The organism is Paenibacillus sp. LHD-38, assembly GCF_031157315.1.
Taxonomy (GTDB): Bacteria; Bacillota; Bacilli; order Paenibacillales; family Paenibacillaceae; genus Pristimantibacillus.
In genome coordinates this window covers 79,984-103,508 of sequence record NZ_JAVIFU010000005.1, presented here as the reverse complement: position 1 = coordinate 103,508, position 23,525 = coordinate 79,984, and the positions used below count along the sequence as shown (strand labels likewise).

21 protein-coding genes are annotated in these 23,525 nt (G+C 49.4%); 20 read left to right on the top strand and 1 reads right to left on the bottom strand.

What is annotated here, in order from left to right; translation table 11 throughout:
• Positions 1-11: 11 nt before the first annotated feature.
• From RCO25_RS06065 to RCO25_RS06000, 14 genes are all read left to right on the top strand, one after another.
• Entirely contained in the window at positions 12-896 is an 885-nt protein-coding gene (locus RCO25_RS06065; protein ID WP_308995368.1) for a carbohydrate ABC transporter permease, read from the top strand.
• Positions 896-1,723, top strand: coding sequence for a carbohydrate ABC transporter permease (locus tag RCO25_RS06060; RefSeq protein WP_308995367.1), 828 nt, complete (start codon positions 896-898; stop codon positions 1,721-1,723). The genes RCO25_RS06065 and RCO25_RS06060 overlap by 1 nt, the downstream gene beginning before the upstream one ends.
• Positions 1,724-1,747: 24 nt before the next feature.
• Complete coding sequence (locus tag RCO25_RS06055) at positions 1,748-3,202, top strand: glycoside hydrolase family 32 protein (RefSeq protein ID WP_308995233.1); 1,455 nt, start codon at positions 1,748-1,750, stop codon at positions 3,200-3,202.
• A 12-nt stretch (positions 3,203-3,214) separates the two neighbouring features.
• Positions 3,215-4,165 (top strand): carbohydrate kinase family protein, encoded by a 951-nt coding sequence (locus tag RCO25_RS06050; protein WP_308995366.1) that lies wholly within the window; start codon positions 3,215-3,217, stop codon positions 4,163-4,165.
• Positions 4,166-4,357: 192 nt separating this feature from the next.
• Positions 4,358-5,908, top strand: coding sequence for an efflux RND transporter periplasmic adaptor subunit (locus RCO25_RS06045; RefSeq protein ID WP_308995232.1), 1,551 nt, complete (start codon positions 4,358-4,360; stop codon positions 5,906-5,908).
• Positions 5,905-6,672, top strand: coding sequence for an ABC transporter ATP-binding protein (locus RCO25_RS06040; RefSeq protein WP_308995231.1), 768 nt, complete (start codon positions 5,905-5,907; stop codon positions 6,670-6,672). Before RCO25_RS06045 ends, RCO25_RS06040 begins: the two co-directional genes overlap by 4 nt.
• Positions 6,614-7,804: an ABC transporter permease gene (locus tag RCO25_RS06035; RefSeq protein WP_308995230.1), complete on the top strand. Its 1,191-nt coding sequence runs from the start codon at positions 6,614-6,616 to the stop codon at positions 7,802-7,804. Before RCO25_RS06040 ends, RCO25_RS06035 begins: the two co-directional genes overlap by 59 nt.
• Before the next feature lie 127 nt (positions 7,805-7,931).
• Positions 7,932-9,128: a stage II sporulation protein D gene (gene spoIID / locus RCO25_RS06030; protein WP_308995229.1), complete on the top strand. Its 1,197-nt coding sequence runs from the start codon at positions 7,932-7,934 to the stop codon at positions 9,126-9,128.
• Between the two features lie 82 nt (positions 9,129-9,210).
• Positions 9,211-9,954 carry a peptidoglycan DD-metalloendopeptidase family protein gene (locus RCO25_RS06025; protein WP_308995228.1) on the top strand — a complete coding sequence of 248 codons (744 nt, stop codon included), beginning with the start codon at positions 9,211-9,213 and terminating at the stop codon, positions 9,952-9,954.
• 170 nt (positions 9,955-10,124) lie between these two features.
• Positions 10,125-10,412 carry a sporulation transcriptional regulator SpoIIID gene (gene spoIIID, locus RCO25_RS06020; RefSeq protein ID WP_053373789.1) on the top strand — a complete coding sequence of 96 codons (288 nt, stop codon included), beginning with the start codon at positions 10,125-10,127 and terminating at the stop codon, positions 10,410-10,412.
• Positions 10,413-10,536: 124 nt separating this feature from the next.
• Complete coding sequence (gene mreB, locus RCO25_RS06015) at positions 10,537-11,529, top strand: rod shape-determining protein (RefSeq protein WP_308995227.1); 993 nt, start codon at positions 10,537-10,539, stop codon at positions 11,527-11,529.
• Positions 11,530-11,699: 170 nt separating this feature from the next.
• Positions 11,700-12,563 carry a flagellar hook-basal body protein gene (locus tag RCO25_RS06010; RefSeq protein ID WP_308995226.1) on the top strand — a complete coding sequence of 288 codons (864 nt, stop codon included), beginning with the start codon at positions 11,700-11,702 and terminating at the stop codon, positions 12,561-12,563.
• 33 nt (positions 12,564-12,596) lie between these two features.
• On the top strand, positions 12,597-13,439 hold the full coding sequence (locus RCO25_RS06005) for a flagellar hook-basal body protein (protein ID WP_308995225.1): 843 nt from the start codon (positions 12,597-12,599) through the stop codon (positions 13,437-13,439).
• 16 nt (positions 13,440-13,455) lie between these two features.
• Positions 13,456-13,770 (top strand): DNA-directed RNA polymerase subunit beta, encoded by a 315-nt coding sequence (locus RCO25_RS06000; RefSeq protein ID WP_308995224.1) that lies wholly within the window; start codon positions 13,456-13,458, stop codon positions 13,768-13,770.
• Between the two features lie 123 nt (positions 13,771-13,893).
• Here RCO25_RS06000 and RCO25_RS05995 read toward each other — a convergent pair whose 3' ends face one another.
• Positions 13,894-16,044, bottom strand: a complete 2,151-nt coding sequence (locus RCO25_RS05995; RefSeq protein WP_308995223.1) for an Ig-like domain-containing protein — start codon at positions 16,042-16,044, stop codon at positions 13,894-13,896.
• A gap of 304 nt (positions 16,045-16,348) precedes the next feature.
• Here RCO25_RS05995 and RCO25_RS05990 point away from each other — a divergent pair, with 304 nt between their 5' ends.
• The 6 genes from RCO25_RS05990 to RCO25_RS05965 all read left to right on the top strand — a co-directional run bounded on the left by RCO25_RS05990 (position 16,349) and on the right by RCO25_RS05965 (position 23,427).
• Entirely contained in the window at positions 16,349-16,882 is a 534-nt protein-coding gene (locus RCO25_RS05990) for a CDP-alcohol phosphatidyltransferase family protein (protein ID WP_308995222.1), read from the top strand.
• A 274-nt stretch (positions 16,883-17,156) separates the two neighbouring features.
• Positions 17,157-17,588 carry a 3-hydroxyacyl-ACP dehydratase FabZ gene (fabZ, locus tag RCO25_RS05985; RefSeq protein ID WP_138753720.1) on the top strand — a complete coding sequence of 144 codons (432 nt, stop codon included), beginning with the start codon at positions 17,157-17,159 and terminating at the stop codon, positions 17,586-17,588.
• Between the two features lie 33 nt (positions 17,589-17,621).
• Positions 17,622-19,349: a phospho-sugar mutase gene (locus RCO25_RS05980; RefSeq protein WP_308995221.1), complete on the top strand. Its 1,728-nt coding sequence runs from the start codon at positions 17,622-17,624 to the stop codon at positions 19,347-19,349.
• A 34-nt stretch (positions 19,350-19,383) separates the two neighbouring features.
• The gene (locus RCO25_RS05975) at positions 19,384-21,528 is read left to right on the top strand and encodes a DUF5693 family protein (RefSeq protein WP_308995220.1); all 2,145 of its coding nucleotides are present in this window, start codon (positions 19,384-19,386) and stop codon (positions 21,526-21,528) included.
• Complete coding sequence (gene csaB, locus RCO25_RS05970) at positions 21,492-22,658, top strand: polysaccharide pyruvyl transferase CsaB (RefSeq protein WP_308995219.1); 1,167 nt, start codon at positions 21,492-21,494, stop codon at positions 22,656-22,658. Before RCO25_RS05975 ends, csaB begins: the two co-directional genes overlap by 37 nt.
• A 64-nt stretch (positions 22,659-22,722) precedes the next feature.
• Positions 22,723-23,427 carry a WecB/TagA/CpsF family glycosyltransferase gene (locus tag RCO25_RS05965; RefSeq protein WP_308995365.1) on the top strand — a complete coding sequence of 235 codons (705 nt, stop codon included), beginning with the start codon at positions 22,723-22,725 and terminating at the stop codon, positions 23,425-23,427.
• Positions 23,428-23,525: the final 98 nt, after the last annotated feature.

Sequence of the window (23,525 nt, the reverse complement as noted above, 5' to 3'; positions counted from 1 at the left end):
GAGGGATCATGATGATAACGGAAAAAGGGCTGTGGAATCGCTTGCGACTGCGGCTGCTGTTTACCGGACCTACTTTATTTGCCTTTCTAGCTGTAATGATTGTTCCTTTCTTGTATGGCATATATTTGACCTTCACGAACTGGGACGGCATATCGACATCAAGCAGTCTAGTGGGGTTTGATAATTACGCATCGGTATTTAAGGATGCTGTGTTTTGGAAGTCCTTTTTACTGACTTTGAAATACGTGTTTATTTCAGTTGCACTTATTAATGTGGTGGCCTTCCTGCTGGCCTATGTTCTAACGAGCGGCTTGAAGGGGCAAAGTATGTTCAGAGCCGGATTCTTCATTCCGAATTTGGTGGGCGGTATTGTGCTGGGCTTTGTGTGGCAATTTATTTTTTCCAATGTATTAGTATATGTAGGGAAAGAGTGGGGTATCCCGCTGCTTGGTGCCTCTTGGCTGGCTGATCCGAATAAAGCCTTTTGGTCGATGATTATTGTAACGGTATGGCAATATGCAGGTTATATGATGGTCATTTATGTGGCCGGACTAATGAATGTGCCTAAGGATATTTTGGAGGCGGCCAGTATCGATGGAGCGAGCCTGTTGACCAAAATGCGCAAAATGATTTTGCCGCTGATGGTACCGTCATTTATCGTTTGTATCTTTCTATCTCTCCAAAGATGCTTTATGGTTTATGATTTGAACCTTTCTTTAACGAAGGGCGGTCCGTTCAAAAGCACGGAGATGGTATCGATGCATGTGTACGAGAAGGCATTCCTATCGAGAGACTATGGAGTCGGCCAAGCCGAGGCCTTCGTTCTGTTCCTGCTGGTAGCTACGATTACCATTGCTCAGGTTTACTTTAGCAAGAAGCTGGAGGTTGAGGCGTGATGGAAAATAAAAATGGAGCACTTGCTTGGACGAAATTCATTGCCCTCCTCATTTGCTTGGTTCTTTTTGTCTTTCCTTTTTTGATGCTGCTGGTCAACTCGTTTAAGGAAAATAAGGCGATTACATCAAGTCCGCTGTCCTTGCCGGATAGCTTCAGCTTCGCAAATTATACGAATGCATTTGGCAAAATGGAGTACGTTTCTGCATTTACGAACTCGGTCGTTATTACGGTGCTTAGCGTCATACTGATCTCTTTTCTGGCAGCTATGACGGCTCATTATTTTGTAAGAAATCAAACGAAGCTGAATCAATACACCTTTTTCTTAATGGTAGCGGCAATGATTATTCCGTTCCAAGCCATTATGATCCCTCTCGTCAAAATATACGGCTCCATTGGTTTCTTAAACAGCAAATGGGCCCTCATTTATATGTATATCGGATTTGGAAGCCCGCTTGCGGTCTTTATTTACCATGGTTTTGTAAAAAGCATACCGGCTGAGCTGGAAGAAGCGGCGCTTATTGATGGCTGTACGCGAACGCAAACCTTTTTTCGTATTGTTTTTCCAGTGCTTGCCCCGACGACGGTTACGATTGCGATCTTGAATGTGTTATGGATTTGGAATGATTTCCTATTGCCATCCTTAGTGCTGATCGCGCCGAATGAGCGGACGCTTCCGCTGTCTACTTTCTATTTCTTCGGTACGTACACCGTTGATTACGGCCCGCTTATGGCTGGTCTTATGCTGACGATCTTGCCTGTGCTTGTTGTCTACTTATTTGCGCAGAAATATATTATCCAAGGAGTTATGCAGGGTTCAATTAAATAATAAGTAAGGGTTGGATGCTTTATTTTGTACACGAGAGAAAATGCCGACACATTTATTGCAGAGCGTAAATATTTGATGAAAGAACAGTACCGGCTGGGCTTTCATTTAATGGGCGAGTTTGGCTGGATGAACGATCCTAATGGTTTTATCTACTATAACGGCGAATACCATATGTTTTATCAACATTATCCGTATCAACCGGTATGGGGGCCGATGCACTGGGGACATGCTGTGAGCCGCGACCTTATAACGTGGGAATATCTACCTGTAGCTCTGGCGCCGGATCAGGATTACGATCGCGACGGCTGTTTCTCCGGCAGCGCTTTTGAGCAAGACGGGAAGCTGTATTTAATGTATACCGGCCATGTCATAACGGGGCCGGATAAGGAAAATGATTACCGCCAAAATCAAAACATTGCCGTATCCGAGGATGGCATTCGTTTTGAGAAGCTGACAAGCAACCCTGTCATCGGATCAGAGCTAATACCAGCGGACGTAAGCCAGAAGGATTTCCGAGATCCTAAGGTATTTACGCGCGAGGGTGTTTATTATTCGGTAATAGGCTCAAATGATGGGCAAGGCACTGGCCTCATCTTATTATATCGCTCGGAGGATCTTGGGAATTGGAGCCTGGTTGGCGAAATCGCCCGCAGCGACGGTCAGCTGGGCGATAATTGGGAGTGTCCGGATCTGTTCGAGCTGGGTGAGCATGACGTGCTTGTGATGTCGCCGCAGCGTATGCCTGCACAAGGAGACGACTATCATAATCTTCACTCCGCCACTTATATGGTCGGCCGATTGGATATCGAGCAAAGCAGCTTTAGTTATGATTGCTATGAGCCAATAGACTGCGGCTTTGATTTTTATGCACCGCAGACAACGATCGATGATAAAGGCAGACGAATCATCATGGGCTGGATGGAAACGTGGGAGACGGAAATTCCGACGCAGCTCGGCCATTATTGGGCAGGAGCGATGACGATGCCGCGAGAGGTCGTCATGCAAGGAAAGTCATTACTGTTTAAGCCGCTGGAAGAAGTGAAGGCGTACAGGCATAACGCTTATGAGATAGGCAATGTTCTTTTGACTGGCGTTAAAGACATGGAAGCCTGTGGAGACTGCTACGAGCTGGAGGTTGTATTTCAGGCGGACCAGGCGGAGGAGTTTGGCTTGAAGCTGCGGGTACACGGCGGGGAAGAGACCGTATTATCCTATCGTCAAACGGAAGGAATCTTCCGATTTAACCGTGATAAGTCAGGCATCGGTCTTGGCGGGGAGCGCAGAACAAAGGTAGCGCTCAAGGATGGTTTGCTCGCATTGCATATTTTCGTCGATAAATCCTCCGTCGAGATCTTTATACAGGGCGGCGAAAAGGTGATGACATGCCGAGTTTACCCCGGCAGTAATTCACTAGGCATTCAAGCGTATGCCGAAGGGTTATGTTCTATGGTATCCTTTAAAAAATGGGATATAAAGTAGGAGGGGCTTAAGCTGTCGAAAGTATATACGATCGGTGAAGCGTTAATTGATTTTATTCCGGATACGCGGGGAATTGAATTAAAGAATGTGGTTGGCTTTCGGAAGGAGGCTGGAGGCGCTCCGGCTAATGTTGCTTGCGCAGTGGCGAAGCTGGGCGGAAGCAGCGCATTCATCGGCAAGCTGGGCGTCGACGCCTTTGGTGATTTTCTCGTGGAAACATTGGAGGAAGCCGGTGTAGATACAAGTTTCGTGCTGCGAACGAATGAAGCGAATACGGCGCTTGCCTTTGTCAGCTTAAAGGCAGACGGTGACCGGGATTTTTCTTTCTATCGGAATCCTAGCGCGGATATGCTGCTTTCCGAGGATGAGATCTGCGGGGATCGGTTCGCGAAGGGAGATATCCTGCACTATTGCTCGGTTGATCTCATTGAAGCTCCTGTTAAATACGCGCATATCAAGGCGATTGCGGCGATGAAAGCAGCAGGCGGTCTCATCAGCTTTGATCCCAATGTACGGCTGCCGCTGTGGTCGAATCATGAGGAGTGCAGGCAAACGATTTTGCAATTCATCCCGCAGAGCCATTTGGTCAAAATCAGCTCGGACGAGCTAGCTTTTATTACGGGTATCGAGGATGAGGAGGAGGCTATCTCTTCTTTATTTGTCGGGGATGTACAGGCTGTTGTATACACGAGGGGCTCTGAAGGAGCAGTATGGTATACGCCACACTACCAAGAAGCTGCGCCTGGTCAGAAGGTAGCGGTGGTAGATACAACGGGAGCGGGCGATGCCTTCATAGGCGCCCTGCTGTACCAGATTCTGCTGAATGAGGGTGCTGTAAGCGGGATTGATGCAGAAAAGGCACAAAGGATGGTTTCGTTCGCCAATGCCGCTGCGGCTCTGACAACGACAAGAGCAGGGGCAATCTCCTCGCTGCCCGTTCTGCAGGAGCTTCCGCCTTTATAAATGAGTAATGGTAAGAGCATAGTTCCTTCTCCCTCTTTGGGCGAAGGGGTTATGCTCTTTTTTTATGTTGTACCTGCCGGCATGCAGCAAGTCAAAACTGGGGGGCCGCGAACGCAGGCTTGTTCATCTTCCGTTCATTTTTGCGTGCTATATTCTAACTTACTAAGACCGATGGAAGGTGGATTACAGTAGATGAAGAAATGGACGATAGGGCTCAGCATTATCATTATCCTGGCTGCTGCTGGGGCAGGTGCCTATTATTTTTATTTTGCGAAAGAGAAGGAAGCGGCAGGTGAGACGCCCACTTCTCGTACGGTAACCGCTACAAAAGGATCTATTTTAAAACAAATTAGCGGTACGGGATCGGTAGCAGCAAATTCGAGGGAGACGGTCACGGCGGGCAAGAGCGGTACGATTGCGACGGTGAATGTGAAAAAAGGGGATAAAATCAAAGCTGGCCAAATTCTCGTTACATTTGAGGCCGCAGAAGATAATGAAGACAAAATTTCAACGATAGAAAAAAGCATAACCAAGCTGGAACAATCGATAGAAGAATACCAAGAGAATTATAAGGAAGCAACGGGAACGGAAAACGAGGAGGCAACGAAGCAATCCCTTCAGAAAAATATAGAAGACGCGAACACGGAAATAGCCGATTACGAGGAGCAATTGCAAGATATATACGATGAGCAAGCGAAAGAGGAAAAGGTAGTCTCCGCCTCGATTGACGGGGAAATTACGGAAATGTATATTGAAGTGGGCGATGAAGTCAATGCCAATACGACAGTAGCGACAATTGTGGACTATACCAAGCTGGAGTTTGTTACCTCTGTAGATGAGCTTGATATTTCATCGGTAAAGGTCGGCCAAGCCGTTGATCTGTCTTTGAGCGCCATTACGGACCATACGATTGATGCGACCGTATCCGAAATTGCAATGGAAGGCACCTCGAATAATGGCTCGTCGGCGTTTGAGGTGAATATCCTTCTTACGGATATTGAAGGAGTCAAGGTCGGCATGTCCGGTGAAGCGGCTATAACGATTGCGTCCAAGGAAAACATCGTTCTGGTGCCGGTTAATGCTGTCGTTGAAATGGGAACAAAATCATTCGTTCGCATACCTAGTGAAAACGGGGAGCAAGCTGCTGCAGCGGGCGGGCAGCAGCAAGGACGGACAACAACTGGATCAGGCGCTGCCGCAGGCGGCCAGCAGGGAGCAGCGTCAGGTCAAGCAGGCGTAGCGACTGGAGAGCGGCCTGCGGCGGGCCAAGGTACGGGCGCAGCGGCAGGCGGCCAGCAGGGAGCAGAGTCAAGACAAACGGGCGCGGCGAGCGGAGAACAGCCGGCAGCGGGCCAAGGTACGGGCGCAGCAGCGGGCGGCCAGCGTGGCACGGCAGGGCAAGCAGGAGCAAACGGAGAAGCGGGGGCAGCAGCCGGCGGCGGTTTTGCGGCAGGCGGGCGAGCAGGCGGCAGGATGCAGGGCGGGCTTGAAGGTCAGCTGGTTGAGGTGACGACAGGTCTTAGCGATGCGAGCTTCGTAGAGATCGTCTCCGGGCTTGCGGAGGGTGACAGCGTACTTGTTCCGATTGCGCAAGGAACGGCCGGCATGGGCACCGAAACGGAAGAGATGACCATGCAGCAGGGCTTTTTCCCAGGCGGCGGCATGGCCTTCCCAGGCGGAGGCACGGGCGGAATGGCTGGCGGAGGCGGAATGCGGAACACAACAAGCGGCGGTGCGCGATGAGTATGAACTCAAACGTTCCTTTAATTGAGATGACGAATATTACGAAGTCATATATGATGGCGCGGGAAAAGACGACCGTTTTGCATGAGGTATCGCTAACGGTAGCGCACGGCGATTTTCTAGCGATTGTGGGCCCATCCGGATCGGGGAAGTCGACGTTAATGAACATTATAGGCTGCCTTGACCTGCCAAGCGAAGGAAGCTATAAGCTGGAAGGCCTTGAGATAACGGGGCAAAACGACAATAAGCTGACTGAAATGCGCAATAAAAAAATAGGTTTTATTTTCCAAGGCTATCACCTGCTGCCAAAGCTTACGGCACTCGAGAACTGTGAGCTTCCCCTTATTTACCGGGGTTTGCCTGGCAAGGAGCGGAAGCTTCGCGCAATGGACGCGCTGGAGAGGGTCGGGCTTGGCCAAAAATTAAACCACCGCCAAAATGAGCTCTCGGGCGGCCAGCAGCAAAGGGTTGCGATCGCACGCGCGCTAGCGACTAACCCGCCTATGCTGCTTGCCGATGAGCCGACTGGCGCGCTGGATTCGAAAACGGGCATGGAAGTGCTTAACATGATGGAGGAACTAAACAAAGCGGGTCAGACGATTGTGCTGATTACGCATGATATGGAAGTAGCGAAGCGGGCAAGCCGAACGGTAATTATACGGGATGGGGTGTTGACCGAGCAGGAGCAAGGAAGGAGGGGTAGCGATGAAACTCACGCAAGGCTTCAAGATGGCAGTCAAGAGCGTCTTGTCCAACAAGCTTAGAACAATCTTGTCTATGCTTGGTATTCTGATAGGCGTTGCAACGGTTATCGCGTTGGTGGCGATGGGGAAGGCATCCTCCAACGAGGTGGCCGAGCAGGTATCGTCACTTGGAAGTCCGGATTCGCTCTCCGTTACGATTACTGGCCGAGGTACGGTTACGACGCTCTCCGTGGATGAAGCGAATGAGCTTGGCGAAGTTGCCAATGTGGCGGGCGTTGCTCCGGTGACAAGTACGACGGGCTATGCGAAGTATGGCAAAACGCAAGTAACGGTGACCGTAGAAGGAATTACGGCCGCTTACGAAGAAGTAAAGGATTTTCCGGTGCAAGATGGAAGATATATCGCCTCTCCGGATATTAAAAACAACACAAAGGTAGCGCTTATCGGCGTGGATACCGCGACCGACCTGTTCGAGGATGAGGGTGAAGACCCGTCTGCCGCAGTCGGCAAAAAAATAACAATCAACGGTTACAACTTTACGATCGTTGGCCTGCTTGAATCGCAGGGCAGCTCGCTTACGGGTTCGAATGACGAGAAAATATTAATTCCCGTAACGACGGCTCAAAAGATATTTCAAACAAGCGGTGTATCTACCATTAACCTAATCGTGTCGGATACAAAGCTGATGGATAGGACCGTTACAGGGATTGAAGCTGTTCTCTATGAGAAATTCCGGGGGAATGAGAATGCTTACCGGGTGCTTAATCAAGAAGAAGCCATGGAAACATTGAATTCGGTAAATGAAATAATGAATAGGCAGCTTATATATGTAGCAATCATATCACTTATCGTTGGCGGGATCGGCATAATGAATATCATGCTCGTGTCAGTAACGGAACGGACGCGTGAAATTGGCATTCGCAAATCATTGGGAGCCAAGAAACGGGATATTTTATTTCAATTTCTGGTAGAGGCGGTTTGCATAAGCGGTCTTGGAGGCGCACTCGGCATTGGTCTTGGTTATATCGCCTCTTTTACTATCGGAATGGTAATGAAAACAGAAACGGAGGTTCCAATAGATACCGTATGGCTGGCTTTTGTATTCTCTGCTTTCGTCGGTGTCATATTCGGCTACTTGCCTGCGAATAAAGCGGCAAGCCTGCGGCCAGTTGACGCGCTTCGCCATGATTAGACGTTTAACGGTTCTACCCTATCATTCACGCTCATAGAATGTACCATCAGGACCGGTTTAAGAGAGAGGGACTCCTCGCTAGCGGATTCTTATAAACTCTCCCCCGGCCAAGGTGGAAGGAGAGCTCATGAAGCGTAGGATAGGGATGTATTCAATAGTTTCGTTGATCAGTCGAGTGCGGACAAGCAGAGGGCTGGCTTTGTTTGCTGTAGGCGCAATGCTGGGAGCCTCTGTGCTGCTAGTGAGGCTTTCGCTGAATGAGCTCCGGGGCGCGCAATCCGCAAGGTACATAACGGAGAATCATTTGGCGGAGAATGATACGCAAGCAGAGTCTTCTATTAATACTCCGAAGGACACCGAGGAGCGGCAGACTACTTCTAAAGAAGCCAATCCGCAGAAGACGAATCCAGCTGCAGGCGGTCAATCGAATGCGGAGACGCCTGCGATACTCGATCGTCTCGTGGTCCGTGTCTATATGACAGAAGAGAAACGAATTGAGCGTGTACCGCTCGAAACCTATGTCCGCGGCGTTGTGGCTGCGGAAATGCCAATCGGCTTCGAGCTGGAGGCGCTAAAGGCGCAAGCCATTGCCGCGCGTACGTATATGATACGGAGAATCATACAAGGCAATGACAGCGGGGTTCCGGTTGAAGACGCAGATGTGACGGATACGATTGAGCACCAGGTTTATGTCTCTGTCGCGGATCTCGCCAAAAAATGGCCAAAGTCCGAACAGAAAACAAACATGAAAAAACTGAATGATGCGGTTGCAGAAACGAGAGGCAAGATCATTACGTATAAAGGTGATCCGATCGAAGCAACCTTCTTTTCCACGAGCAACGGGTATACCGAAAATTCGGAGGACTACTGGAAACAGGAGATTCCTTATTTGCGAAGCGTGGCAAGTCCATGGGATGAAGCCATTTCACCGCGATATAAGGAAACGGTAGAGCTGCCGCTAAAAGAGTTTTACAAGAAGCTCGGAGTTGCAAGGAAGAGCTCTGCCAAATCAGCTATTCGTATAGTAGAGAAGACCGCTGGCAATCGGATCAGCAAGATAGTGATAGGAGGAGCAACCTTTACGGGGCGGGAAGTGAGAGAAAAACTAGGTCTCGCATCCTCTCAATTTACTTGGAATATAAAAGGCAGTTCGATATGGATTACCACCTACGGCTATGGGCATGGCGTAGGTATGAGCCAATGGGGAGCGAACGGTATGGCGCAATCGGGGGCGGGCGCTGAGGAAATTTTGGCGCATTACTATTCTAGCGTTCAAGTGGAGCAAGCTTCAAAGCTTTCGGAACAGCTCGCCAGTCACTCTTAATTTAAACTCTTTCAATATTTCATTATCACCTCACGTATAAACCTAGCAGATCTGGTAACAATGGCTAGTGAGGTGATAGAAAATGAATGATCAAAATCAAAGTAAACCGAAGCAAAGACCAGAAGAAACTCCCAAAACCGTTCTGGGAGGAACGTCTGCCGCCAAATCTAGCAGTGGATGGAAGAACCTTTTTGCAAAGCGATGGGTATCTCCAGCAATCTTCATGGCCGCGGCAGCAATTATCGTAACCTTAATGTGGATCTATCAGGGAGCGGATCAAACGAGTCCTACAACAGGAAAAGCCGTTACTACTGAAGATTCAAAAGAGGGTACGACTGAAACGCAAGGCAAGGGTGAGGATGCTGTTGAGGTTATCGCAGGCAATGAGTCGATTAAATGGCCGCTGGCTGACAGAGCCGCACTGCAAGTAGAACTGCCGTTCTATGACGAAAAAGCAAGCGATGAAGAGCGCGAGGCTGCTCTCGTTCAAGTAGGAGAAACCTTCTCCGCGCATATGGGAATTGACTTCGTTGACCCAAGCGGTAAAACCTTCGACGTGCTGGCTGCACTATCGGGTAAAGTCACTTATGTAAAGGCTGAACCGACGAACGGCAATGTAATTGAGATTACCCATGCCGGCGGTCTTGTAACGGTATACCAAAGCGTAACCGATGTTGCGGTTGAAGTTGGCGATGATGTTACGCAAGGTACCGTGATCGCAAAAGCCGGACGCAATGACTTGGAACGCGACCTTGGCATTCACCTTCATTATGAAACACGCAGCAACGGCAAGCCGGTTAATCCAAGCTCGCTAATCACAGAGTAAAAATTTCAAAAATAGGACTTTAGACGTACAGGCAGGGAGCAAATCCCTGCCTGTTTTTCGTTTTTCTGAAAAAAATTTCACATTCCGGCTTGTCAGGCTTGACCATAACGAATATATACGTGACCTACTCATATAATGTACCAAACTATCTCGAGTAGGGAGGCGGGAACGTGCACGATTACATCAAGGAGCGAACCATTAAAATAGGCCGCTGCATCGTGGAAACGAAGCACACGGTGCGAACGATCGCCAAAGAGTTCGGTGTATCCAAAAGTACGGTGCACAAGGACTTGACTGAGCGGCTTCCTGAAATAAACCCCGATTTGGCCGATCAGGTTAAGCACATTCTCGAGTACCACAAATCCATTCGGCATCTGAGGGGAGGAGAAGCGACCAAGATCAAATACAAGAAAACGAGCACGAAGAAGCGTGAGGTACTCGCTGCCGGGAAACTGTGAAGTTTTTTCTCGAATTATAGAGGAAATTTGTCTATTTTGGCGAATAATAAACGTTAGCGGTTTCTGTGTCAAGGGAACCAAACGTACGTTTTGTAATTATTATTCGTTGGGGGACTTAAGCCTTATGTTGAGCAAGGATATCGGGATCGATCTTGGTACAGCCAATGTATCCATTCATGTGAAAGGTAGAGGCGTCGTGCTCGATGAGCCTTCAGTCGTTGCGATTGAAAGCGATACGAAGCGCGTGCTGGCCGTAGGTGAGGAAGCGCATCGCATGGTAGGCCGGACGCCAGGCAACATCATAGCGATTCGTCCGCTGCGCGATGGCGTTATTGCGGATTTTGAAATTACGGAAATCATGCTAAAAGCATTTATTGACCGTGTCGGGGGACGGAAATGGTTTAGCCGTCCCCGAATACTAATTTGTGCGCCAACCAATATAACCTCAGTAGAGCAGAAAGCAATTCGTGAAGCTGCGGAACGCAGCGGTGCCAAGGAAGTTTTTCTTGAGGATGAGCCGAAAGCTGCCGCTATAGGGGCTGGAATGGATATCTTCCAGCCTAGCGGCAATATGGTTGTTGACATTGGCGGGGGCACGACAGACGTGGCCGTTCTTTCTATGGGCGACGTTGTCACTGCCTCCTCCATTAAGGTTGCGGGGGACAAGTTCGACGATGCGATCATGAAGTTTATCAAAAATAAATACAAGCTTCTCATCGGCGAGAGAACGAGCGAGGACATTAAGATCAAGATCGGAACAGTGCTTGAGGGAGGACGGCAAGAAGAGATCGATATTCGCGGCCGTGACATGGTCTCGGGGCTTCCTCTTACGCTCACGATTCGTTCGGGTGAGGTGCGCGAGGCGCTGTGGGATTCAGTTATGTCTATTGTATCGGCAGCTAAAGCCGTACTCGAGCGCACGCCGCCGGAGCTGTCGGCAGACATTATTGACCGCGGCGTTATTTTGACAGGCGGAGGCGCCTTACTCAGTGGTCTTGATGCGCTGCTTGCGGAAGAGCTGATGGTGCCGGTACTCATTGCAGAGGATCCTATGCACTGCGTCGTTAAAGGAACTGGAATTTTGCTAGATAACTTGGACAAGCTCGGGAAGAAGTAAAGATAGATGCGGCCTAAAACAATAACATTTGCGTGGGTAGGGAGCCTTAGGGGGGCGCAGCCGAGGCGTAAATGAGTCATAGGTCGCAGGACAAGCTATTCAGGCAGCCTTGCTTTCAACCGATAACATATATAGTAAGATCGATTGGAAGCATCCAGGGAGGTAACAACTTGATAAGAGGCTTATATACCGCCGCGTCGGGCATGATTTCTCAGCAGCGCAGACATGATACCGTCACGAATAATATTTCAAATATAAATACGCCTGGCTATAAACAGACCAATGCGGTAACTCGTTCTTTTCCGGAAATGATGCTTTCTTTAACTGGAGCGGGAGAAGAAAATTATACGAAGATCGGGAAACTGACAAACGGCGTTTTTGCGGAAGAGAGCTTGTCTATCCATTTGCAAGGCGATTTAACGCAGACGAATAACTCATCGGATTTCGCGTTGATTTCCAACATTGAATTGAACGGACTGGCTTTTGATGCATCCGGCAAAAATGTAGGTCCGGACGGAGAAGTCACCTATCAGCCGCAAGCCTTCTTTACCCTGCAGGATCAAAACGGCGAGGTTCGTTACACGCGGGGCGGGAAGTTTACGTTGACGGAGGAAGGCTTCCTTATGGGCAGCGATGGATCAAGCGTGCTTGGCACAGACGGACAGCCTATTCAAATGCCCGCCGGTGTGGGGCTTGACAGATTGATATTAACGGAAGATCAGCGATTTATCGATGCGAATGGACAGGATATAGGTGTACAGCTGCTAATTAGCCGCGTTGATAATCCGAATATGCTGGTTCGTGAAGGGAACGGCAGCTTTCGCCTTGCAGGCGAGGACGGCGAAGCGGTTGCAATTGCTCCGGGCGAGCGCGTTGAAGTGAGGCAAGGCTATGTCGAGCGTTCGAATGTCGACGCGGCGCAAGCGGCTGTTGACCTGATGTCGGCGCTGCGGGCTTATGAAGCGAACCAGAAGGTTATCCAATTTTACGATCAAAGCTTAAGCAAAGCGGTTAACGAGGTCGGTCGCGTTTAAGCAACAGGTTGAAGCAGCGGAGGTGCACGAAGCATGAACAGTTCAATGATCAACGCGATGGTATCGATGAATGGGCTTCAACAGAAGCTCGATCTTCTTGCTGATAATATTGCGAATGTAAATACGGTAGGATACAAGCGGAAGGAAGCGACCTTCGAGGATCTTCTAACGAACCTAAGAAGCCAGCCTGAAGCGTTCAGTCAACCCGGCCGTAAAACGCCAATGGATTTCACGCAAGGCTGGGGCTCAAGAATGACGATGGTTCAACCAAATTTATCGCAAGGGCCCATGCAGGGAACGGATAAAGAAACGGATATTGCGATTGAAGGCAATGCGCTGTTTGAGGTGGAAGTGGACGCCGCTGGCAACCGTGCTTACACGCGTAACGGGGCGTTTCAGTTGACGGTCGGCGCAAACGGTGATACGATTTTGGCAACGGAAGACGGTTATCCGGTCGTTGCTAACGTAAGAGACCCCTTGACTGGGAACATAGTTGAAGGCAATATCGTATTGCCGCAAGGGTACAGTCTTCGCGTGAATCCGGATGGAAGCGTGCTTGGCGTATCTTCTGAGCGAACGATAGAGCTGGGCAGCATAAAGCTGCTGCAAGCTTCCCGCCCTGCGGCATTGACTGCGGTTTCCGACAATCTGTTTGTTGTTGCTAATGGAATTGATGCTGGCGATGTTGTACAGCAAATCGTACCGGATTCGGAAAATAGCATTGTTCTGCGTCAAGGATACTTGGAACAATCAAATGTTGAGCTCACGGATGAAATGACCGAGCTTATTAATGTGCAGCGCGCTTATCAATTGGCAGCTAGAGCTTTATCATCAAGCGATACGATGATGAGCCTTACGAACGGGCTGCGCGCATAAGGATAGGATGATGGTGATGAGTATGGCCGATGAACGAATGGACCGCGAAGAAGGCGGGTTCGGGAGTACAGCGGAAGAGGGAAGATCCGGCAGAAAGAAGCGCAATAGCCGCGCAAAGGCTGACGGAGACTCCAAAAAGAAGCAACGGCCCAAAGGGGTAAGCACGCTGCTATGGATATTACGCAAAAGCATCGTGCCGCTTATAATGGTTATCATGCTTGTGGCAGGCCTCTATATAGGTTATGTCGTTTTGGGCAAGCAAGCAGAGGGCGACGTATTCAGCTGGGCGACGTGGCGGCATTTGTACGATCTCGTGTTTGCTGAATCCTAATGAATATAGAAATAAAAAAGGTTATCCGATAAACGGCCGCGGCTGCTTATCGGATAACCTTTTTTGATAGATAAGAAGCTATCCCACAGGTCTGAATGAAGCCCTGGGATACCCTTATCCGCTTTATTTGACGGTTACCCGTATTGTTACGCTCTTGCCTGCATAGGTTGCTTTAATGGATGCCGTGCCTTTGCTGACGGTGACGATTTTGCCATCCTGGACGGTCGCGACGCTTGCTTTGGAGGATGTCCAAACGGCGCTCTCCGTAACGTCGGCAGGATCGCCCGTCGTGAAATTAGCTTGCAGTTTAGCGGAATAAGTTCCGCCTGCACTCAATTGTACCGATTTGCTAGATAGAAGCAGCGATTTCAGCTTCTGAACCACTACGATGGGCACAACGACGGTTTTTCCTTGGTAGGTTCCGGTGATCTTCGTCGTTCCAACAGCAACCGCTTTAACGGATGTGCTGCTGACGGTTGCGATACCTGGATTTCCGACTTCCCAATTCATTTTTGAGCCTAAAGAAACTTGTTTGCCGCTTTTATAGTATCCGGTGACTTTAACCGATTTGGTTCTTCCCGGATATAGCTCAATCGAAACGGGGTCGACGACAAGCTTAACGATTTCTTCTTCGACCTTCACCCGAACGGATACGCTCTTGGTCAAGTATGTGGCTGACAGCGTAAGGCTGGCTACATCCAATCCCTTCATGGTCGTATCTTTCAAAATGATATCCTCGGAGGTCGTTTTCCACTGGATCTTGCTTGAGACATCTTCTTCCTCGCCATCCTCATTAATGACGGTTACAGAAGGGAACGCTGTTTCTTTTCCTAAAATAATGCTCAGATCCTTCACTTCAGCAATAAGCTTCAAGGGCTTCACGTGAACGATTAGCTTCACTCCGACTTTATGCCCTTGTACTGATGCGGTTAGCGTAGATTCGCCGAGCTCCTTCGCTGTCCATTTTCCGTCTTTGATGATTGCAATTTTCTCGTCGGCGGAAGTCCAGGTAACGATTTTGGAGACGTCTACCTTCGTTCCGTCAAAGGTTGTTGCCGTAACGGCCGGCAGGTCCCCGCTGATGCCCTTAAAGCCATCAATGGTCTCACTCTCAACGCTTAGCTCATTAACGCTTGGATACACGGTAATGTCGATGCTGCGGCTTACGCCTTTGTGGCTGGCCGTAATTTTGGTTGTGCCTACGGACTTAGGCGTCACTTTACCAGCGGAAACGGTAGCGACTACAACGTTCGAGGACGTCCATTCGGCTTGGCTTGTCATATCGGAGGTCACGTTGGAATTGTTTAGAACTTCCGCTTTTATTTGAATCGGCGAATCCTGCAGAAGCATGTGATATTCCTTCTCCGGCGACAGCTTGATCGATTGGAAAGCTGTACGGACGACGACATCGACAGATGTGGATACGCCCTTATAAGAGACGGTAATCGTTGTTTTACCAGCGCTTACCGCTGATACCAGGCCTTTTTTTACGGTAGCGATCTTTTCATTGGCACTGACCCACTTGGCAACGTCCGTGACGGGCTCAGTACCGCCTGTTTTGGGTGCGGCCGAGGCTGTTAATACCTTATCGTCATAGCCGATGTCTAACTCGACCAAATTGCCGGAAGCAGCGTTATCGATCGTTATCGACTTATAGGGTGAAGTGACATTAAGCGTAACGGTGTCAGACTTGCCCTTCAGCTTAGCTGAAATCACAGCAGAGCCGACGCCGATTAATGTAATCACACCTTCATCAACGGTTGCGACAGCGGCGTTTGAGGTTGTCCATACCGCTTCGGTTGTGACTGCTAAATCGGTCACGCTTCCTTTCGTTCCGTTCAGCGTGAAGGCCAGTGGTTGTCCGATTTCAATATCCTTGGATACAGGAGCTGCTGTTCCGTTCTGCATAAGCGTAATCGAATCATACACATAATCAGAAGCCGCTTTGATGGAAATCGTAAAGCCTTTATAAGTAGCGCTTATCGTCGCGGTTCCCTTGCCAACGCCGGTTAAAACGCCTTTTTCTGCTTTAACGTACGCAGTATTGGAAGATTTCCATGTAGCTTCCATAGTAATGTCCCTCTTTGATGACGAGCCTGAGATGGAGGCAAATACGGATAAGTTGACCTTGTCATCTTCAACGAATACTTCGAGCGATGATGTGCTGCTGTTGTAATCTGACGCATCATAAGTAAATTCAATGCCGGTTACGGTGTCTTCTGCGGCGTTTACGACGCCCGTTGCCGAGGTCATAATCATTGCAATTGCAAGCACAGCTGCCAGCCACCTACGAGGTTCTTTCAACGACATGCTAAAGCGTAAACTAAAATTCACTACATCCCTGTCCTTTCTTGTTTAAAGTAAATGTTTTCTTTTATTAACGGTAAAAGGACGGCGAAAATGAATAACGAAGGCAATATTTGTTATTTAAATTTTAGTAAACCACGAGGCGATAAGGGCTCTTAACCGGCAGAGCGGGTTTTGCGAAGCAGTGATAGTTTTATTTTTACGGGAGGTAGTTGTATAATAGTTGGGAACCATGGTGGACAGTCAGCAATAGGTAGAGGAGCGTGAGAGTTTGAATCTGCCGAATCTCTTAACATCATTGCGTTTTGTATTGATCCCCGTCTACATAGTGGTGTTCGTAAAAGGACATATGATTCCAGCGTTTCTGATTATGGTTGCTGCAGGTATTACCGATGTTCTTGATGGTTATATCGCCCGCAAAAGCGGTCAGGTTACGTTGGTCGGCATTATGCTTGATCCGCTCGCTGATAAGTTAATGCTCATCACGGTTATTGTATCGCTGCTCATCTCCGGCCATATTTCATGGGCTGCTGCTGCGGCGATGTTTTTGCGCGATTTGGGCATGATAGCCGGGGGATTGTATTTTCATTTTCGGGGAAAAAAGACGGTACCTGCGAATTGGATGGGCAAGCTGACAACTGTGCTCTTCTATGTAGCGATCATGCTCATTTTCTTCGAAGCGCCAAATGCTCATTCTTATTTGTGGGCGGTTATTGCTTTCTCGTTCTTGACTTCTATCATGTATATCGTTATGTTCAAGGCGCTGAACAAACCGATTGCAGAAACACCTACCGGACATACGTGAACTTCTGAGGCAACTACATATCATGCGTAAACGGCTGCAGCCGTCCTTTGGCGGCAAAAGCCCGCTTCGCAAACATATATATGCACATTTATAAGTGAGAACTTATAAAGTCTTATATATGAACAAAGAGGCTTGGCGGAGGACACTTCGGGTCCAAGCAGCCAAGCCTCTTATCTTAACCTTCATAAACTGCAGTTTTATGATGGATATGTATAGTGTCGTACAATTTGACACTTTTTATACTATCTAACCATCGAAAGGAGATTTTTTTGACATGTTGGACATTAATCAAATTCAAGAAATTATTCCGCACCGCCCGCCGTTCTTACTAATCGACCGGATTCTAGAGGTTGAGCCGGGTGTACGGGCTGTCGGTCTCAAAAATGTGACGATGAACGAACCTTATTTTGTCGGCCATTTTCCCGGATATCCCGTTATGCCTGGTGTGCTGATTGTAGAAGCGCTCGCGCAGGTCGGTACCGTTGCTATGTTGATGATTGAGGCTAATAAAGGCAAGCTGGGCTTTTTTGCAGGCATTGACGGCTTCCGCTTTCGCGGACAAGTTAAGCCAGGCGATACGTTGACGCTAGAAGTCCAAATTACAAGACTCAAAGGTTCAATCGGCAAAGGGCAAGGGACAGCAAGGGTAGGCGATCAGATCGTTGCCGAGGGCGAGCTCATGTTTGCTTTATCTAATCCTTCATAAATCAAAATTCATGAATGAAAGAGGCTGCTAATTATGACGAATCCAACGAATGCTACTATTATTGCTAAATATGAGGCTTGGCTGAATGACCCGCTTATCGATGCTGCAACGAAGGAAGAGCTTCGCGGCATTGCAGGAGAAGAAAAGGAAATTACGGATCGTTTCTATCGGGACCTTGAATTCGGTACGGGCGGCCTGCGCGGCGTAATGGGCGCGGGGACGAACCGTTTGAACGCATACACAGTGGGGAAAGCCACGCAAGGACTTGCGAATTGGCTGCTGGCCGGCGCAAATTCGGAGGGAGCCAGCCCATCGGTTGTTATTGCTCATGATTCCCGTAATTACTCGCCTGAATTTGCGCTTGATGCCGCGCTCGTGCTTGCAGGAAACGGTATTACGACATATTTGTTTACTGCACTGCGCCCGACTCCGCAGCTTTCTTTTGCTGTGCGTGCGCTTAAAGCATCCAGCGGGATTGTTATTACGGCAAGCCACAACCCTCCTGAATACAACGGCTATAAGGCATACGGCGCCGACGGCTGCCAGCTCATTCCGGAAGAAGCGGAGCAAGTAATTGCCGCGATCGGTCAAATTGCCGGCTTTGATGAAGTGAAGAGGCTGAGCCGCGAGGAAGCGGAAGCTAAGGGCTTGCTGCGCTGGCTTGGAGAGGAAGCCGATCAACAGTTTATTGATACGGTTGTTGCTCAAAGCCTGAATGCGGAGCTTATTCAAGGGGAAATCGGCGAGAAATTCAGCGTTGTCTTTACGCCGCTGCATGGGACAGGCAATATGCCGGTACGTGAAGTGCTGAAGAAGGTTGGCTTTAAGAACGTGCATATCGTACCTGAGCAAGAGCAGCCGGATGGTTATTTTAACACAGTGAAATCCCCTAACCCGGAAGAGCGCGAAGCGTTCACGCTTGCTATTAAGCTTGCTCAGCAGGTGAATGCAGACATTATTATCGGTACGGATCCGGATGCGGATCGTATGGGTGCGGTCGTGAAAAATAATGAGGGCGAGTATGTCGTTCTCACAGGTAACCAATCAGGCGCATTGATGGTTCATTATGTGCTGAGCCAGCTGAAAGAGCGCGGACAATTGCCGGACAACGGCATCGTCATCAAAACGATCGTGACAAGCGAGCTCGGGGCGGATATCGCACGCTCATTTGGCGTAGCCGTCGACAATACGCTGACAGGCTTTAAATATATCGGTGAAAAAATGACAAGCTATGAGAAAACAGGTGAGTATTCCTTCCTGTTTGGTTATGAAGAAAGCTACGGTTATCTAACGGGTACCTATGCACGCGATAAAGATGCGATCGTTGCGGCGTTATTGATTGCAGAAGCTGCGGCATACTATAGCAGTCAAGGAAAAACGCTGTATGATGTATTACTCGAGCTTTACGCTGGATTTGGCTTCTATTTAGAAGGCTTGGAATCACGTACGCTTAAGGGCTTTGACGGGGTTCAAAAAATCGGAGCGATTATGGATGATTGGCGTCAAAACCCGCCAACCGAAATCGGCGGCGTCAAAGTAGAGCAGGTACTGGATTACGGCAAGGGCCATGACGGTCTTCGTCCAGAAAACGTATTGAAGTATTTGCTTGAGGATGGATCGTGGTTCTGCTTGCGTCCTTCTGGTACCGAACCGAAAATCAAAGTTTATTTCGCAGTGAAGAGTGAATCAAAGGATGCTGCCGCCGCTGCGCTGGAAACGTTGAAAACCGCCGTTATGGAACGGGTAGACCGTAGCGAATAGATCGACAATCACCTGTTTAGAACGGAGGAATTTCGTGTTTTTACGTTGGCAGCAATGGAATCGGCGCGCAAGATTCGTACTTTGGATTATTGCATTGTTAGGGGTGGCGGCAGCATTGCCGCTCGGCGCTGTTCGCATGGAAATGGAAAAGTCGTCGAAACAAGTGGAGTATGTTTTTGATTACCGAGATATTGTCGATGTATCGGAGCGTCAGGCAAGGCCTCAGGAGTTCCTGACGGAGAAGCTCGCCATGTTAAAGGAATCGGGCATTACCACGATGGCCGTGTACGAAAGCTCGTTGAAGGAGCTGCAGTTAGCGGGCAGGCTGACTTATTACAGCTCAAGGGATGCTGCGCTGCTGCAAGGCAAGTTTGAGCAGGCAGGCCAAAACTTTACTTATATTTTATTTAACGGTCCGGAAGAAGAAAAAATGATCGGTCCGATCGTGCGCCAGGCACTTGATCGATCGGAAGCTGTGTATAGCAATTGGACCTATGGGGGCCGTAACGGGATGGTCGTCGAAATGCCGATTGCCGAAGCGGTTATGAAAACGATGGATTTTGACCCGATGTCCCTGCAAACGATTCGCGACGCAGGCTTTGGCATTCTGCCGCGTTTCTCCGACCGCGTACAGCCTTATGATCAAGACGAAACGGATGCCGTGCTTACAAATTTAAAGACGTACGGTGTGAACCGCGTGTTATTTGACGGCGATAAAGTGAAGGGCGCATCTGATCAAGCCGTCGATAACAGCCTGTATCAGTTCGGTGAATTGCTTAGTAAGTACGATATGGGCATTGCCGCAATCGAAAATTTAAAAAAACCTCAGCAAGGCATAAATAAATTAGCATATATTACAAACTATAACGTAGTCAGATTATATTCCTTGTCGGATAACGACGGGATGACAATGACTTCCGACGCGATAAGCGACCGTTTTCTTCTAGCGGCTAAGGATCGCAATATCCGTATGTTTTTCATGAACGGGACAACCCAGTCAAACACGGATAAGGCAAAAATCGTCCATTCCTTGGACAGGCTTGCTGAAGCTATGAGCGAGAAGAACGGCATCGTCGAAAAGCTGTCTAAGGCTGGATTTACACCAGGCAAGGCAAAGGCTTTCGATTATGAACAGCCTTCTTGGAATAAGCCTGTCAGAGCTATTGTCGCTGCTGGCGCCATTGCCTTGATTGCTTTATTGATAGGCGCGTTTATTCCTGGCGTATATATTCCTGTATTCGTTATCGGTCTCTTTGGCAGCGCCGGCTTGTACAAACTGAACAGCTCTATGATGGAACAGGGCTTAGCTTTAGGCGCGGCGATTGCCGCACCTACACTCGCGTTAGTGTGGGTCATGAACCGTATCTATTCCCGTACGGTAGGCGACCGGCGCGTGGTTGGCGGACCCGACTGGACGGTGGGCCGCAGCAAGCAGAGCCAGACGCCTCAGCAGCCCGGTGCCGTTTATGAAAATGGAAGCCATACTAAATGGATATTTCCGGCGTTGTCTATGGGGCGGCGTTTTGGACTCGCTTTGAATTGGTTTATCGTAGCGACGTTGATTTCACTTACGGCTGTACCGATTGTTTTCGGCTTGCTCAATAACATCACTTACAATTTGGTGTTGGAGCAATTCCGCGGCGTAAGCCTGCTTCACCTCGCGCCAATTGCGTTGGTTGCGGTTTATGTGCTGCTGTATAACGGCCAAATGTCGCTAGGCAGACTGAGAATTCTGCTTTCAAAGCCGATTACGTTAACTTGGATTATCCTTGCGGGCGTTATCGGAATTATTGGCTATTACTACCTGTCGCGTACAGGCAACAGTGGGCAAGTATCCTCCGTTGAATTGGTTATTCGTCATTTCCTGGAGTCGACCTTCGGCGTAAGGCCGCGGTTTAAAGAGTTTTTGCTGGCGCATCCGTTAATGCTGCTTGGGCTATTCTTATCGCTTCGTTACCGTGCAGCTTGGCTGCTCATTATTATCGGATCGATAGGACAGCTCTCGATGGTGGATACGTTCGCACATCTTCATACTCCGCTTTATATTTCAATGATTCGCGTACTGCTTGGCTTGGGTACAGGGATGATAATCGGCTGTATTTTGATCTTGGCTTGGCAGCTAGTGGAAGGAGCAATTCGTAAATGGGCACCGGCAATCATTCGCAAGTTCGTCGCATAGTGATCTCGGGCTATTACGGCTTTCGCAACAGCGGCGACGAAGCGGTGCTACGATCGATATTGCTTGCTTTAGAAGAACAAAGCAGTTCCCAGGGCATTAAAATTCAGCCGGTCGTGTTGTCGGCTGATCCGGCCTGGACAAGCAGTATGTATGGCGTAGAAAGTGTTCGGAGAATGCATCCAGGAGACTTGTGGAATGCGCTGAAGAGCTGTGACGGCCTCATAAGCGGAGGCGGAAGCCTTCTTCAGGACGCAACGGGTACCAAGACTATTCCTTACTACACGGGAGTCATGAAGCTCGCGCAACTGCTCGGCAAACCTACATTCGCCTATTCACAAGGCATCGGACCGGTAAACCGCCGCTTTATGGATCCGCTTATTCGCGGAGTTATGAAGCGCAGCGCGTACGTATCCGTTCGTGATACTGAATCCGCCGCTTTGCTTGGCCGCATCGGGGTACCGGTACAGATGATTGAAGTGGTGCCTGACCCGGTAATGGGCTTGCCTCTGCCGGCGGGCTCGGAAGAAGAAGTCCTTCGCTCCTCGCGTAATGCTGAGGACATGTCTTCGGAGCCGCCGCTAGTCGGCGTATCCTTGCGCCGTTGGCGCAGCGACGGCGCAGATCTCACGCGCGCCGCGGAAGCGCTGGTCGCGCTGTCGAAGCGCATGCCTGTGCGGCTGCGCTTCCTGCCGTTCCACACCCCCTCCGACACAGAAACGTCGGAGCAGGTGATGGAACGGCTGCGCGGCAGGCTCGGCATCGGTTCCACCGCCGAGCTGGCCGCGCCCGGCGACGACCCCCAGCAAATGTTGCTGGAGGTCAGCCGGTGCGACGCTTTGTTCGGCATGCGCCTCCATGCGCTTATCTATGCCGCAGGCCAAATGGTTCCCATGCTTGGCCTATCGTACGACCCGAAGATCGATCAGTTTCTTGGCCGTTTAGGGCTGAAGGCCATCGGCACGACCGAGCAGCTGGACGCGGAGGCATTTGCGGATGCGGCATGCCAGCTGCTCGCTGACAAAGCCGGCTGGCAAGCAAAGCATAAGCCAGCAATCGACCTTTTAAAACAACAATCGCAAAAACCGGCGCAACAAATCGTTCAATACCTGCGTCATACATTATCGAGGTGAGTTTCTCTTGTCGAAACAATTACCAACAGTGCCGATATACGGCATACCATTCTCCAAGGCGAGCATGGATGAAACGGTTCAATATTTAACGGCGGCAATCGAAGAAAGACGGTTAACGCATGTCATTACCGCTAACCCGATCATGATTATGTCGGCTGTCGAGAGCACGAACTACAGCGCGATGATTCGTCGCGCGGATCTTATCGTACCCGACGGAGCAGGCGTGGTATGGGCAGCCAAATACGTTGGCAATCCGGTCACGGAGCGCGTTACGGGATTTGATCTGATGCACCGCCTTTTGGAGCAGGGTGAAAGACGCAAATGGAAGGCCTATCTGCTTGGCACCTCGCAAGAGGTTATCGAGGCAGCGGCAGAGAAGCTTCAGCTGCAATATCCTCAGGTAAAAATCGTAGGCTATCGGGATGGTTTTTTTGGACCAGAACAGGACGAAGAAGTGGTGGAAGCCATTCGCGCAGCGGCGCCTGACTTATTGTTTGTCGCGCGCGGAGCGGATACGCAGGAGCCTTGGATTGTTAAGTTTAAGAAAAAGCTCGGCGTGCCTTTAATTATGGGCGTCGGCGGCAGCTTCGATGTCGTTTCGGGTAAGCTAAAGCGAGCTCCGATCATGTTCCAGAAGCTTCGGCTTGAATGGTTTTACCGCTTGCTTCAAGAGCCGAAAAGGTACAAAAGAATGCTCGTTTTGCCGAAATTCGTAGTGAAAGTGCTTCGCGACAAAGAAAACGTAACAAAACCTCGGTCTACACCGTGAAATTCTCGTTAAAACCCGCTAAATTGGTTAAAAACGGGGTTGGAGTTTCTTTTTCAATCGGAGTATAATTCACTTCGGTAGAAAGAAAAGGGGAGTTG

Coding starts and splice junctions, on each gene's coding strand:
- RCO25_RS06065 (WP_308995368.1), top strand. CDS start 12: ATGATAACGGAAAAAGGGCTGTGGAATCGCTTGCGACTGCGGCTGCTG.
- RCO25_RS06060 (WP_308995367.1), top strand. CDS start 896: ATGGAAAATAAAAATGGAGCACTTGCTTGGACGAAATTCATTGCCCTC.
- RCO25_RS06045 (WP_308995232.1), top strand. CDS start 4,358: ATGAAGAAATGGACGATAGGGCTCAGCATTATCATTATCCTGGCTGCT.
- RCO25_RS06040 (WP_308995231.1), top strand. CDS start 5,905: ATGAGTATGAACTCAAACGTTCCTTTAATTGAGATGACGAATATTACG.
- RCO25_RS06035 (WP_308995230.1), top strand. CDS start 6,614: ATGAAACTCACGCAAGGCTTCAAGATGGCAGTCAAGAGCGTCTTGTCC.
- spoIID (WP_308995229.1), top strand. CDS start 7,932: ATGAAGCGTAGGATAGGGATGTATTCAATAGTTTCGTTGATCAGTCGA.
- RCO25_RS06025 (WP_308995228.1), top strand. CDS start 9,211: ATGAATGATCAAAATCAAAGTAAACCGAAGCAAAGACCAGAAGAAACT.
- mreB (WP_308995227.1), top strand. CDS start 10,537: ATGTTGAGCAAGGATATCGGGATCGATCTTGGTACAGCCAATGTATCC.
- RCO25_RS06005 (WP_308995225.1), top strand. CDS start 12,597: ATGAACAGTTCAATGATCAACGCGATGGTATCGATGAATGGGCTTCAA.
- RCO25_RS06000 (WP_308995224.1), top strand. CDS start 13,456: ATGAGTATGGCCGATGAACGAATGGACCGCGAAGAAGGCGGGTTCGGG.
- fabZ (WP_138753720.1), top strand. CDS start 17,157: ATGTTGGACATTAATCAAATTCAAGAAATTATTCCGCACCGCCCGCCG.
- RCO25_RS05980 (WP_308995221.1), top strand. CDS start 17,622: ATGACGAATCCAACGAATGCTACTATTATTGCTAAATATGAGGCTTGG.
- csaB (WP_308995219.1), top strand. CDS start 21,492: ATGGGCACCGGCAATCATTCGCAAGTTCGTCGCATAGTGATCTCGGGC.
- RCO25_RS05965 (WP_308995365.1), top strand. CDS start 22,723: ATGGATGAAACGGTTCAATATTTAACGGCGGCAATCGAAGAAAGACGG.